This window comes from Facklamia languida CCUG 37842 (assembly GCF_000245795.1).
In the GTDB taxonomy this organism is placed as follows: Bacteria; Bacillota; Bacilli; order Lactobacillales; family Aerococcaceae; genus Facklamia; species Facklamia languida.
Window position 1 is genome coordinate 1 of the sequence record NZ_JH601133.1, and the last position, 13,843, is coordinate 13,843.

At 45.0% G+C, this 13,843-nt stretch carries 9 protein-coding genes and 1 riboswitch; all 9 genes read right to left on the reverse strand.

The window, feature by feature from the left end; all coding sequences use genetic code 11:
- Positions 1-260 precede the first annotated feature (260 nt).
- Positions 261-4,763, reverse strand: coding sequence for a Rib/alpha-like domain-containing protein (locus HMPREF9708_RS00005; protein WP_006307837.1), 4,503 nt, complete (start codon positions 4,761-4,763; stop codon positions 261-263).
- A 280-nt stretch (positions 4,764-5,043) separates the two neighbouring features.
- Entirely contained in the window at positions 5,044-6,357 is a 1,314-nt protein-coding gene (gene der, locus HMPREF9708_RS00010) for a ribosome biogenesis GTPase Der (protein WP_006307838.1), read from the reverse strand.
- 113 nt (positions 6,358-6,470) lie between these two features.
- Positions 6,471-7,751 (reverse strand): 30S ribosomal protein S1, encoded by a 1,281-nt coding sequence (gene rpsA, locus HMPREF9708_RS00015; protein ID WP_040447865.1) that lies wholly within the window; start codon positions 7,749-7,751, stop codon positions 6,471-6,473.
- Between the two features lie 501 nt (positions 7,752-8,252).
- Positions 8,253-8,921: a (d)CMP kinase gene (gene cmk / locus HMPREF9708_RS00020; protein ID WP_006307840.1), complete on the reverse strand. Its 669-nt coding sequence runs from the start codon at positions 8,919-8,921 to the stop codon at positions 8,253-8,255.
- Positions 8,922-9,028: 107 nt separating this feature from the next.
- The gene (locus HMPREF9708_RS00025) at positions 9,029-9,691 is read right to left on the reverse strand and encodes a LysM peptidoglycan-binding domain-containing protein (protein ID WP_006307841.1); all 663 of its coding nucleotides are present in this window, start codon (positions 9,689-9,691) and stop codon (positions 9,029-9,031) included.
- Between the two features lie 259 nt (positions 9,692-9,950).
- The gene (locus HMPREF9708_RS00030; protein ID WP_006307842.1) at positions 9,951-10,583 is read right to left on the reverse strand and encodes an ECF transporter S component; all 633 of its coding nucleotides are present in this window, start codon (positions 10,581-10,583) and stop codon (positions 9,951-9,953) included.
- A gap of 103 nt (positions 10,584-10,686) precedes the next feature.
- A riboswitch (FMN riboswitch) is annotated at positions 10,687-10,823 on the reverse strand.
- Between the two features lie 821 nt (positions 10,824-11,644).
- The gene (locus HMPREF9708_RS00035; protein ID WP_006307843.1) at positions 11,645-12,367 is read right to left on the reverse strand and encodes a pseudouridine synthase; all 723 of its coding nucleotides are present in this window, start codon (positions 12,365-12,367) and stop codon (positions 11,645-11,647) included.
- Positions 12,368-12,501: 134 nt separating this feature from the next.
- Positions 12,502-13,083, reverse strand: coding sequence for an SMC-Scp complex subunit ScpB (scpB, locus tag HMPREF9708_RS00040; protein ID WP_006307844.1), 582 nt, complete (start codon positions 13,081-13,083; stop codon positions 12,502-12,504).
- A complete protein-coding gene (locus tag HMPREF9708_RS00045) occupies positions 13,080-13,838 on the reverse strand; it encodes a segregation and condensation protein A (RefSeq protein WP_006307845.1) in 759 nt (252 codons plus the stop codon). Before HMPREF9708_RS00045 ends, scpB begins: the two co-directional genes overlap by 4 nt.
- Positions 13,839-13,843 lie beyond the last annotated feature (5 nt).

The following is a 13,843-nucleotide window of genomic DNA, read 5'->3' on the forward strand; positions in this document are numbered from 1 at the left end:
TTTTTTACTATTACACGTGTTTGATCTGATACAGATTTACCTTGTTCAGTTTGTGTTGCAAGAATTATGTCATATGCATTTAGGTTTACACCAGCTGGTACTTCTGCTGTCCATTTTTTGTCTTGTCCTACTACTACATCTTTAGCAATCAGTGTATCTTCTGAATCTGCTCCGCCTTCAATAGCTAGGGTAATCTTTGATCCAGGAACGCCTGTTCCTGAGATTGTTTGGTCTCCGGCTGTTGGTGCTGTAACTTTAGGTTATTCACTTTTTTCTGCTACTGGAACTTCAATGTCTTTCTTACCTTCCGGTAGATCACTATCTGTTACGGTTACAGTGATTGGACCAGTTACATCTGTTCCAGGAGTAACTTCGATTTCGCCGGTTTCTTTATTGATTACTGACGGTACGTTGTTTTCATCTTTATCCTTAGCAGAAACTGTTGTTGTGTCATCTGGATTTGTAACAACAATTCCAGTTCCTTGTTTTTGATCTGTCGGGTCTACTGTTTTTATGTTTGTATCGTCAACAGTTGTTTTCTTAGAAGCGCTTGGGTTTACAGTTACTGGAACTTCTACAAGGTCTTCAGTTCCGTCTGGATAAGATACCTTTACTATGCCTGTTGTTTCGCCAGCTTCATTAACTTTCGGCACTGCTTGCCATTCATAATTTGTATCTGCTGGAGGAGTAAATTCAAACTTAACGCCATCTTTGGCAGCTGGAACAGCCCCTTGTTCAGTTGTTAATGGTACAGCTTTTGGATCGTAGAAGTTCGCATCAGATGGAACGTCGATTTTTGCAGTAATTTTTTCAGACGAACGATCTGCGTAAGTTACTATTACCGGTACTTCAATTACAGTGTTCTTATCAACATCTACTGCTGTGTAGGAAATTGCACCTGTGCTAGGGTTTATTTCTATCTCACCATTAACTGTAAAGCCTTCTTCTATGGCAAAGGTCATGCCTGTCGGTTGTGGATTTGCTATAGGCTTTATTGTTTCTTCACTCTTTTGGTCTAGGAATTTTGGAGCTTCCACTGTTACAGGGTATTTAACTTGGGCTACGACTGACTTGTAATCCGGTTCGTAGTTTAAGTTATCTCCTTGTGCAACCTTAATAGGGGCATTCACTTCGTCTGTTGAGCCATCCTTGTAAGTTACTGTTACAGGAATATTTACTGTATGACCAGCTTGGTTGATTGATGGTGTGTATTTAACTTCACCAGTTGTTTTATGAACTGTTGCACCTGTTGGAGCATCTTTACCTATAGTAAATTCAACACCTACTGGTTTTGTTGTTTCTTGGCCTTTTGCGTCTTTGAAGTTTGGAGCAGTTACTGTTGCTTCTGTTCCTGCTTTTCCTTCAGCTTCAGTATATTCTGGTTGGTAAGATTCAGCTTGGGCTTGTCCAACCTTGATTTTAGCAAGAGTTTCATCAATAGTTCCATCAGAATAGGTTACCTTAACTGGAATATTTACAGTCGTGTTGGCATCTCTTGCAGTTGGTTTGTAAGCCACTTTACCATTTGTTTCATCAACACTTGCACCTGTTGGAGCTCCATCGCCTAAAGCAAATTTTACACCGGTTGGTTGTGGTTTGGCTTCTGGTTTTGGATCAGCTTCACTCTTTTGGTCTAGGAACTTAGGAGCATCTGTAGTTACCTCTGTGCCTGGTGTTGCATCTGTGTCTGCATAGGCTGGTTCATATTTTGGTGCTTTAGCAGCTGCCTTGGTGATTTCTAAAGGTACTAAATCCTTGTGACCTTCTTTTATAAGGACTTCTTCGCCCTTAGAATTTAGCTTGTAGATATCATAGGTTACTTCTACATTTGGACCTTCTTGAGTAGCTGCAACTTCTGTTTTTGGGGTTCCTGTAATTTGATCTCCCGTAATTGTTAGGCCTTCGATAGCTTTGTCATCTATGAATTTGGAAGTAACATTTTTAAATACATAACCTTCAACTTCTGCTGGTTTTACAGTCTTATTGTAATCAAGGCCAACTTCTCCATGTTCTAGTGGCGAGTCTGTAACAAGGGCTGGGTAGTTAGATGTTCCTTCCATTGTTTCACCATAATCTTCATCAAGAATAGAGGTTGTAACAGTTACAGTGTACTTTCCAGGAACTTTCGCATTTCCTGATACTGTACCTGTGTTTTTATCTATTGTAAGTCCTTCTGGAAGACCTTCAGCCTTGTATGTTGCACCCTTCATAGATTTATCATTAGCTGCAGGGTTTGCGATATTTACATCATCATAGGCAGACACTACAATCCTACCTACCTTAACAGTAAAGGCATCTTGGGCTAAAACTTGTCCTAGACCTCCACCTGGTTTAACATAGTGAAGTTTTGCTATAAAGGTTTTTGTTTCAGTAACACCTGTTTTATCATAAGTTGCTTCTGCTAATGCACCTGTTGCTGTTGGCTTTTGTGTAGGTTCTTCTTTTACTATGTTTCCATCTTGGTCATACCAAACGATTTTAAAAGAATCATTAGTGTTTTTGTGAGGAAGACCTGCAGTCTTAGTTACTGCTACATCTCCTGGTATTGCAGTATTTGTTTGGGTATCAAAGTTTATTATGTTAAACTTAATTTCTGCCGGTGCAAAGTTAAAGTCAGCTCTTGTAGAGTTAGCAGCTTGGACTGTAGATACACCAAAAGCTGATTGAGCCCAACCACCATGGATACCCCAGCCATTGTCAGAGCCTGTGTACCAGTTGTAGTTCCATGGAGTCCTCTTTACCACATCATCTGTATCTTTAGTAGAAATAAATAACCAGTCAGAGTTAACGTGTTTTTCATTCCAGTCAAGTGCACCTGTTAAGAATGATCCATCTGTAGCATTTTCTGCAACTTCACCAAGTCGATCTACTTCTTCTTTTGTCCATGTATGGATATCTCCAGCATAGTATTTTCCTGCTACTCTTTCGTATTCAGCTACTGCAGAAGTATTTCTATGAGGACCCCAAGTTCCCTTAAATTGGATCTTGTAGTCCCCTTCGAAATTTGTAACTGCACTTACTGTTTCTGCTATCCATTTATCTTTCTCTTTAGCTACTTGCTCGGCGATCCAGTCTTGTAATTGGGTTTCAAGTTTGAAGGTCCAACCTGAGCCACGAATATCACTTGGTTTGGAAAGACCAAGCATATTCGCTGTTTTTTTACTATAAATTTGTTTCAATGCATAGTCAGATAGGTAGGATGCAGTTACTGTTACATCTTTAGCTGGAGATGTAGGAGTTGATACCATACCCCATTGAACACCGCCTGCAGATTCATAGTCCCAAGAAACTTTTCCCCATACAGCTCCTTGACCTGTTTTAGAAATTTGTGGTTCTGTTTCGGTAGTTCCTTTGTGCATCTTTCCTTCATTTTGTTTTTCCATTAGAAGAACTCTGTAGTTTACAAGAGTATTAGGTCCTAGGTTATAGCCACCGCCTGCAACTCTTCTATCTGTAAATTCTACACCTTCTCCTGTAGAGTATTGGAGTTGATATCCTTCTGGAATAGTAGATTCATCTACCCACATCTTGTAGGATTCTTCGCCAGCTGATGAACTTGTATCCGCATCGAATTTTACTAATTTTCGATCTCGGCCGATGTAGGGCTTAACTTTAATATGAAATTGTCCGTCAGCTCCTGAAACTGCGTAATAAGTCGGAGAAGTCCTATTTCCCGTTTTTTCATACCATTGGAAGTATACTTTTACCCCTTCTATCGGCTTAAATCTTTGGCCAGTTTCAGCTGCTAGATCAGCGTTGATGTCGCCGCCGACTAGGACACCTACAAAGCCGTGTACTGCATTTTTTGCATCAGCATCTGTTGATGTATCTTCTGGTGCGGCAGCATCTCTTGTAGCAATTCCTTTATTATCCGCATTTTGTTTAGCAATAGCATCTGCTACGGAATCATCTAGGTTCGTAAAATGATTTGGATCATCCTTCAAAGCATTTGCAGATTTCTCTAGATTATCAATTCTCTCTTCAGAAATACCAGCTTCAGCTAGGGCTTTTCTTTGCTCTTCTGAGAATTTAAGTTGGTCAGATGTATCATCTAATTCATTATTTTCCTCAGAATTACTTTTTTGGTCTGTTTCAGGAACTGAAAATGTTGTGATAATTTTATCTCCAACATTTTCATTTCCTGCATTTTGATTATCTGGATTGTCTTCTGGTGTAACCTCTAAGTTATCCCCTTCAGATGTTTCATGGATTTCAGTATCATTTTGTACTGAAGTGTTAGAAGCTGAATAGAATGTCGGTTCAGAAACGACATTCGCTTCATCAACTGACTCAGCTACTTCTTTATTGGCTGCAATCGCTTGCTCGATCCGCGCTGTCGCATCAAAGCTTGCATCATGACTGGCAGCGATTTCTGCTTCTAAGTCATTAATTTCTGCTTCAGTGAAGTTCGCTTCTTTTAGCTGTGCACGTTGGCCAGCGCTAAATTTAAAGGGTTCTTTTTCTGTATTGGCTTCTGAAGCTTCTGATGCTTTAGGAGCTTCTGGTGCTTCTGTAACTTCTCCATCGACATCTGTTTCTGTACTTTCATCAGGATTCGTTGTTGTTTCGTCAACTGTCTCACCTAATTCTACGGTTGGTGCTTCACCAGTTTCTTGTGCCTGAACTAGTGCGACATTAGACGCAAATAAAAGCCCAGCGACTGCCACTGAAGCTACTCCCACACTTAGACGACGGAAACCATAGCGGTTGACCTGGCGTCCGGCCTTTTTATTCAAGACTTCATGATTATTCTTTCCTACCATCTGATAAAAATCCTCCTCAAGTAAATAAATTCGTCAGACCATACTCATTCAAAGAAAATGACCATGAAACATCTGATTACACATATTGTAAATAAACTATATAATATTGTCAATCTTTTAGACAATGGAATTTTCGAAATAATACTAATTTACAGGGTGTTCAGGTTAATTTTTGATTAAGATAAACTGATTCATTATAGGCCATGCAAATTATCCGCTATCACCTATCAAAAAAACTGGCTTTAACTCCAAAAGGAATAAAGCCAGGTTTTTTTAATCTTTAGGTCCGTTCACGGACAATTAACTTTAAGGGCGTCCCATCAAAGTAGAAAGCCTCCCGCATCTTATTCTCAATGAAGCGTTCATAAGAGAAGTGCATGAGTTCGGGATCGTTGACGAAGATGACGAAGGTCGGTGGGTTGACAGCGACCTGGGTCATGTAGAAGATCTTCAAGCGGCGGCCCTTGTCGGTCGGAGTTGGGTTCATCGCGATCGCATCCATTAAGACATCGTTCAAGAGTGACGATTGGATCCGGCGGTGGCGGTTCTCGTAGATCTCTTCAATTAATTCAGGCAGCTTGGCTAGGCGTTGTCCAGTCTTGGCCGACACGAAGAGAATGGGGGCAAAGGGCAAGTATTGGAATTCCCGGCGAATGTCATCGGTGAAGGTCTCAAAGAGCTTGTCCGACTTATCGACCGCATCCCATTTGTTGACCAAAATGACAATCCCCTTATTGGCTTCAAAGGCATACCCCGCTACTTTCTTGTCCTGCTCACGGATGCCAGTCTCAGCGTCCAGGACCAGGCAGACAATATCAGATCGGTCTATGGCGGACAAAGCCCGCATGACAGAGTATTTCTCAGTATTCTCATAGACCTTACCCCGCTTACGGATCCCGGCCGTATCAATCATGGTAAAGGGTCGTCCCGTCTGACTGACAAAGTCCGTGTCGACGGCTTCCCGGGTGGTCCCTTCAATATTCGAGACAATAACCCGCTCTTCTTGAAGGACGGCATTGACCAAGCTGGACTTGCCAACATTGGGCCGGCCGATAAAGGAGAACTTGATCCGTTCTTGGGTATCCGTTTCCCCTGCTTCTTCTGGTAAGAGGGCCAACAAGCGGTCTAGCAGATCCCCCGTTCCCGTTCCATGGGTCGAAGAAATCGGGTACGGATCGCCGTGGCCCAAGGAATAGAATTCATAGGCCGTCGCCCGTTGTTCGGGATTATCGGCCTTATTCACAGCTAGGACGACCGGCTTCTCACTGCGGTGCAGGTAATGGGCGATTGCCTCATCCGCATCCGTCACTCCTTCACGAGACCCCACCACAAAGAGGATCACATCCGCTTCCTCCATGGCTATCTCTGCTTGATACTTGATCTGCTGCATGAGGGGTTCGTCACTCATATCAATCCCGCCTGTATCAATCAAGCGAAATTCGCGTCCCAACCAGGAAGCCGTCGCATAGATCCGGTCCCGGGTCACGCCCTCATAATCTTCCACAATCGACAGGCGCTCACCTACCATCCGGTTAAAGAGGGTTGATTTGCCAACATTGGGTCGGCCTACAATAGCGACAACAGGTATTTCCATTCTTTCACCTCCATAAAAATTGGTATTCAAAAGAAAAACCAATTATTCCTTCTTGATTGGGAGTGAGCCAATGTAAGAAAGAATAATTGGAAGTAAATCGTCTAAAGACTTAATTATTCAGCATCGTCTTGTAAGGCTTTAAGTGAATCACCTAACATATCTCCAAGCGTGAAGCTTCCTTCAGTAGCAGAATCATTCAATGAAGTTGAAGAACCTGCAGGTGCTTGTCCCTTATTCGCTTGAGGACGTTCTTGACGACGGCTTGGACGTGGTTTACGCGCTCTTTGAGGACGTTCGTTACCTTCCTCTTCTCTTTCAACAAATCCTTCAGGCTTGTCTAATAAAGCCTTGATTGATAAGGATAGACGTTGTGCTTCAGGATCAGCAGACAAGACCTTGACGTCAACTTCTTGTCCTTCTGTTAAACGATCTTGAGGCGTTTCGATGTGTTCATGAGAGATTTGTGAGATATGAACAAGTCCTTCAACTCCAGGGAAGACTTCCACAAAAGCACCGAAGTTTGTTAAACGCTTAACAGTTCCCTTATGAACAGAACCTTCTGGAGCTTTCTCTTCAATATCATCCCATGGCCCAGGTAGGGTATCTTTGATGGATAGAGAGATCCGTCCTTCTTCTTTATCGACAGACAAGATCTTCACTTTAATGGTTTCACCGACTGTTAAACGATCACTTGGATGCTTCACATGGTCATGCGCAATCCGGCTGATGTGAACCAATCCGTCCACGCCACCTAAGTCAATGAAGGCACCAAAGTTGGTTAAACGAGCAACGGTTCCTTCAACAATTGAATCTTCTTCTAATTCATCAAGACGTTGTTGACGTTCTGCTTCACGCTTGGCACGTGCAATTTCCTTATGAGAAAGGATTAGACGGTTATCGTTTGGATCTAATTCCACAATCTTGAATTCTAAGGTTTGACCCTTGTAAGGTGTGAAGTCATCGACAAAATAGTCTTCAACCATTGAGGCAGGAACGAAGCCGCGGACACCCGCATCCACCACAAGACCACCCTTGACTACTTCCTTGACAGGGGCTTCGATGGTTTCGCCTGCTTCTACCTTCTCAGCAAGTTCTTCCCAAACCTTACGTGCATCAACACGTTTCTTAGATAACAAGTAGTTGCCATTTTCTTTGTCTTGAATTGGTTTCACAACAACCAATTCAATTTCATCACCGATGCTGACAACTTCTGAAGGATCTTCCACGCGAGTAGCTGCTAATTCATTACGAGGAATCACGCCTTCTAGGCCGCCACTATTCTTAATTGCGACCCGGACTTGGTTATTCTCATCAAAAGCAAGCACATCTCCAGTCACTAAGTCGCCCACTTTAATATCCAAGACACTGTCTAAAGCATCTGCCATTGAAGTCATGGACTCGCTGTGGTCTGCTTCCTCAGCTTCCTCAGCTTCCTCAGCTGGTTCTTCTACTTCTTCAGCTGGTTCTTCTTCAGCTGGCGCTTCTGTTGCTTCCTCTACTGCTTTTGTTTCTTCAGCAGGTGCTTCAACTTCTTCGCTCACTACTTGCTCTTCTTGGTTCTCAATTTCTTCTTTTACTTCTTCTTCTTTTACTTCGTTGTTCTCAACAAACTCTGACATTCTACCAGTTCCTCCTAAGCGTTACCTAAAAAATTGTTGCCAATATAGTTAAATATATAAGCACTCTGAGTAACATTATAACAAAAAGCCTTACAATCGTCTAGTCCTTCTCCTCTTTAATTCAATTTAAAGGCAAAGGTTAAAGAAATATCTCAGCATCCGTCACTCCCTATGCCGTCCTTCCTTTAATCGTTAAAGATGGGAATCGAAAGGTGAAGACGAGCGCCTCAATCCTTAAATAGATGGGGCCGCCTGCTTTGATTGCATCCGCACCGCCTATGACCGTAAGCGATCGATCGCTTGACTCATCACTTCCACCACTTGGTCAATGGATAAGTCCGAAGTATCAATCTCAATCGCATCGGCTGCCTTGACCAGAGGACTATGGTCCCGATTCTGGTCATAATGGTCGCGCGCCTTAATCTCTTCTTCAATTTGGTCCAGGGTCAAATCGGTTAACCCTTTGGACTGGTTCTCTGCAAACCGGCGCTGGGCCCTCACCCGGCTGGATGCAACCAGGTAGAACTTCAAGTCGGCCTGGGGCAAGACCTTGGTTCCAATGTCTCGGCCATCCATGACCACATCTGCCTGCCTGGCAATTGCTTGTTGTTGCTTGACCATCTCCTGGCGAACCAGGGCTTGGGCGGAGACCTCAGAGACGGCTTGATCGACTTCACTAGTTCGAATTTGGTCGGTCACATCATGACCATTCACCAAGACCCGCTGTCCCTCTTCCTCCTGGTCGAAGTCAATCCGACAAGCCCGCAAGAGTTCTTGAAGTCGATGGGGATCATTGGGATTAATCTTGTTCAACAGACAAGCCAGGGTAATCGCCCGATACATGGCACCCGTATCAAGGTATAAGAGTTGATAGCGGTCGGCTAACCGCTTGGCTACGGTCGACTTGCCGGAAGCGGCAGGACCATCAATAGCAATTTGTAACATTCGGCATTTTCCTTTCTTTTATCAAGCTGGTTTCTTTTCAATAAGACCCTACGATCATTAAAAAAGGGGCCAGGGAGAGTTCCCTAGCCCGCATCATTCTATCTTTATTAAGGTATGATAATTTGAGAGCCTGGCATCAGTGATCCCTCAATTGAAGTACCATTGGCTGCTGCTAATTCATAGACATCAACCCCATAGGCTTGCGAGATGGACCACCAAGATTCCCCGGCTGCGACCGTGTGGTATCTTTGGGTTTGAGCCGCTGTCGTCACCTGTGGTTGTGGCGCTTGCGTGGTCACCTGTTCTTCACTGGTTGTCGTCGTTTCCAACTCACGTGTCTCTTCTTCGGTTGTTTCTTTTTCCTTAGTGGTGGTTGTTTCTTCCACTGTCGTCGTCGTGGACACCTTGACCTGTTGGGTGGTCTTGGGTTCAATCGGTTCGCTATTGCGCTGCGAGTTCACCACCGCATAGAGAATAAACGGCGCAACCAAGGCTAGGATTAAGACGAAAAGCAAGACTTTCGACAGAGCAGTTGCTTCCTTCTCGGGTTGATTCCTTGCTGAACGCGAGTATTGCCGGTTCTTAAAGTTCTCATCTTCACCAAACTTATTATTCCAAGGAGCGGTAAACTTCTTAGACTTGACTTGTTTTTGATTATTTATTGGGTCAGACTCGTAGCCTTCATAATTATTGTGCATGGTGTCATTACGCGATTCATAATCATTGCGATTAGAATTGAATGAATCAAAATTATCATGATCGTTCGCCATCTTGCATCCTCCTACATCCCCAGTCTAAAGCCCTTCTCAGCCTTTTTATTTCGGACATAGCCTCTAAAGAGCCTGGGTTGCCAATTTAGTTATTCTCATTATAACAAAAAGATTGTCTTTAGCAAATAAAATCTCACAAAAAGCTTGACAGATCCTTGTTTGACCCCTTGAGCCAAGAAGGACTCCCCCTTCAATATCCCAAGTCTTGACAATCCCGTGACGCTAGCAAGACGGTTTCATCTTCCGTATCAGCAACCCCTTAACCCCGGTCATGGGCCAGCTGGTTAGCTTCTGGCAAGTCTCGGGGACAGTAGGCGGGATAAATTCCAACCAGACGGTCAATCACGGGTGCCAGGTAGGAAAGAACCCCCCATTGTCCAATTGCGATTAAGCTGCCCTTGATCAGGTTGAAGGGGACGATCAGGGTCATGACATAATTCAAGAAATGGTCAATGGGAAAGTGCATCACCCGGATATAAATCGGCAGGGCCAGGTAGTAGTTAAAGAGTCCCATCCCCACCGTCAAGGAGGTCACTAAGCCTAGGGCCATCAACAAATGACTGGGACCCTTGGCCAACCCTTTCCCTTTTGTCAGAACAAAATGGGTCGGTAAGAACATCAATAAGGAAGCTAAAAAGCTCATGATGATCCCAATTGGAATCCCGCCCTCACCCCCGGTTAAGAGATAATGCGCGCCATCTCGAACCCCCGCTACGGCGATTAAGCCCTTGGGTCCCGCAATTAAGAGCCCGATCAAGACCACCAAGTCTGATGTATCCACCTTTAGAAAGGGAGCATAAGGCAAGATGGGAAAGTCAAAGCTCCGCATAATCAAGGCCCAAGCCCCAAGGATTGCCAAAAGAACCATTCGCTGCAAAGGAATTTTCTTCATGTCTGTCTCTCCTCTCACGTCTTATGGGAGATCACACAAAAAGCCATTATCCACCTCAAATAGAAGTTAGGATAATGGCTGGGTACGTCAAATAAACGTGTGTTATCCGCTTCTACCATCCAGACTTTACTGTCGGTACTGGAATCACACCAGTTCAACCTGGGCCAAGACGATGCCTGACAGCCCAAGGTCGCGGACTATACCGCCGGTCGGGAATTTCACCCTGCCCCGAAGACGTATGATATTTTGTCATCATTATATCCCTATTTTGAAAAATAAACAAGGGCCAGGCACTGCCCTTATGTCTCATGGGAAATGGTACATGATAGTTAGGGATAAAAACTAAAAAAGAGGCCAGCCCCATGCTTAATCAAAGGGGACCGCCCTCCAAAGCAAGCTTTTCCGGGCTCGATCTGCTAGGCAAGGCCTAAACGGTAAACCGTAAGGCCTTGCAAGCTGCGCAGATCGTCCACTGTCCTTTGATTAAACATGGGGACTGTCTTTTTTTATTTATTTTGAATCTTGCTCAGTCATTATCAAAAATAAGGGAGTGCCTTTTTGTCGAGTTAAAGAGATTTGGCTATCCAAAAATATTCTGCTTCTTACTATGTGATGTAATCCTATAAAAGCAAGCTACTTTTCTATCAGATTGTATTTTTAAAGATATGGGTTAGATTGGCTAGCTGAATCATAAGATCCGTCATTTTACCGACGCTCTATTAATCAAGCCTTCCCTTTTTGTCCAGTGGAATTAAATATAAAAGCCTTAATTAAAAAAGCCAGAAAATCCGTCAAAAAAGTCAGGTACCACTGCTTCATCATAGGAAGGAGGAAGGGCCACGTAGCGTGCAATGCCTTACGGTTTTACCGTTTAGGCATTGCCTAGTGGCCCTAGCCCGGAAAAACGACAGCTTTGAAGGGCAGTCCCCTATGATAAGCAGTGGAACCTGATTGACGGTTCACTTGCCTTTTAATTTTTTATTTTTGCATGACTTAATTCAAGTAGACTTGCCCGAAAACCATCGCTTTAAAGGACGATCTCCCATGATAAGCAGGGGAGCCTAGGGATCCTGCGCCATCTTCTTGAGCTTATCCACTTCAAAGGCAGTCAATTCGCGCCAGTCACCCGCTTGTAAGTCCTGCACACCTAAAAAGGCAAACCGTTCCCTTTTGAGCTTGGTGACAGGATGGCCAATGGCTTCAAACATCTTCTTAACCTGGTGGTTCCAGCCTTCATGGATGGTCAGTTCCACCACAGCGGTCTGATTATCCCGGTTGGCGTGGAGCAGACGGCTTCGAGCCCGGGAGGTCTTCTTGCCATCGACTAGGACCCCTTTTTCCAGTTGTTTCAAGGCTTGCGGGGTCGGAATCCCTTCCAGCTTGGCCACATAGACCTTAGCCACTTGAAACTTAGGATGCATCATCAGGTGGGCGAACTCGCCATCATTGGTTAACAACAAGAGTCCGGTCGTATCAAAGTCCAACCGCCCAACCGGATAAATCCGCTCCGTCACCTCTGGCAATAAATCGACCACCACCGGCCGGTCCCGGTCATCACTAACGGCTGACAAGTAATTCTTAGGCTTGTAGAGCAGGATATAGCGCGGCTCTTCCTTATAAATAGGAACCCCATCGACTTCGATTCGGTCGGTCGTTGCCACTTGGACGCCGAGCTCGGTCACAACTTGGCCATTGACCTTTACCCGCCCAGCTTGGATAATCGCTTCACACTTACGGCGACTGGCGATGCCAGCATGGGCCATGACTTTTTGTAATCGTTCCATATTTCCTCCTTATGTCGGGACTCACTTTAATCAGCCTACTCAGTCTCACCAAGCTCTTGTTACAAAGACTGAGAGTTGGGAGTGGCCCCTTATGACTCAGTCCTATTCACCCTTATCAGCCACAGACGATTTCTTCAGGCCTCTTCATCAAACAGCTGGACCTCCCATTGCTTGACGTCAAAAAGGGCTTCAGAGGTGGTCTGGGAATTGAGGGCTAATTCTTCAATCGGTGGCAAGTCTTCTAGACTCTCCAAGCCGAAGTAATTTAAGAAATAATCGGTCACCCCATAAAGAACTGGGCGTCCAGGCCCATCAATCCGGCCGACTTCTTGGATCAAATCGCGCCCCACCAGTTTCTGCAACATGGCTTGAGAAGAGACCCCTCGGATCTCGTCGACACTCATCCGGGTAATCGGTTGCCGGTAGGCAACAATCGCCAGCGTTTCGATCGCTTCCCGAGTTAATTTTTGTTGGAGGGGTGACTGGGCAAACCGCTCCACTAAGCCGGCTAATTCCGAATGGGTGATCAATTGGTAATGATTCCCAAACCGAACCAGCTTGACGGGGGAATCGGGCCAGGCTTCAAGCTTGGCCTTCAATGCTTGAAGCCCTTCCTTAATGGCTGCCGGGTCTTGGTCCAAGGTCTGAGCCAGGGTCTTTAAGCTGACCCCCTCTTCACCTACTAGAAAGAGGATCGCTGCAAGTTCTTTAATCAAGGTTCCCCCTCCTCTCTTCGCATAATCTGAATCGGTGCGTAAAGCCCTTCTTGAATAAATTGGACCTCATGTTGCCGAACTAATTCCAGCACCGCCATAAAGGAGGCGATAATCTCTGGCCGGCTCGCATTTCGCAATAACTGGTTAAATTCAATCCGGTCTCCTGGATCCAGGCTCGCTAACTGGGACCGAATAGCTTGTATCTTATCCGGAATCGATACCTGGTCCTGGTGAATTTCCTTCTGGGCCGGTTGCCGGTCCAGCTGCCGCTTCAAGACATTCAGCATGGCCTGACTTAAGCTGTCCAAGCTCACTTCCCCTTCTTGCAGAGGAATATCGGCTTGATAGGCGGACAAGTCGGTCTGTGGCCGGCTGTAGTTGGCAGACCGAGTGGCCTGATGGTCCTCTAAGGCATCGGCTACCTTTTGGAATTGTTGGTAGACCAAGAGCTGTTGAACTAAGCTCTCACGCGGGTCCTGCCATTCCCCCTCCAGGTCTGCTTGGTCGGGCTCAATTGGTATCAAGAGCCGGCTCTTAATCTCTAAGAGGGTCGCGGCCATGACCAGATAGTCCCCAATCAGGTCGAGGTCTAGGGGCTGCATTTGGTGGACATAGGCCAGGTATTGGTCGGTCACTTGGGCCATGGGGATATCATTAATATCAACTTCTAGCTCTTTAATCAGATGCAAAAGCAAATCAAACGGCCCCTCAAAGGCCGTTAAACGAATGGTTAATGCTTGACTAGATTCACTCATCGACT

What these genes read in the sequence shown, in the direction of transcription:
- HMPREF9708_RS00035 (WP_006307843.1), bottom strand. Translation starts at nt 12,367, where the DNA reads ATGGAACGATTACAAAAAGTCATGGCCCATGCTGGCATCGCCAGTCGC.
- HMPREF9708_RS00005 (WP_006307837.1), bottom strand. Translation starts at nt 4,763, where the DNA reads ATGGTAGGAAAGAATAATCATGAAGTCTTGAATAAAAAGGCCGGACGC.
- HMPREF9708_RS00030 (WP_006307842.1), bottom strand. Translation starts at nt 10,583, where the DNA reads ATGAAGAAAATTCCTTTGCAGCGAATGGTTCTTTTGGCAATCCTTGGG.
- cmk (WP_006307840.1), bottom strand. Translation starts at nt 8,921, where the DNA reads ATGTTACAAATTGCTATTGATGGTCCTGCCGCTTCCGGCAAGTCGACC.
- der (WP_006307838.1), bottom strand. Translation starts at nt 6,357, where the DNA reads ATGGAAATACCTGTTGTCGCTATTGTAGGCCGACCCAATGTTGGCAAA.
- rpsA (WP_040447865.1), bottom strand. Translation starts at nt 7,751, where the DNA reads ATGACTTCAATGGCAGATGCTTTAGACAGTGTCTTGGATATTAAAGTG.
- HMPREF9708_RS00025 (WP_006307841.1), bottom strand. Translation starts at nt 9,691, where the DNA reads ATGGCGAACGATCATGATAATTTTGATTCATTCAATTCTAATCGCAAT.
- HMPREF9708_RS00045 (WP_006307845.1), bottom strand. Translation starts at nt 13,838, where the DNA reads ATGAGTGAATCTAGTCAAGCATTAACCATTCGTTTAACGGCCTTTGAG.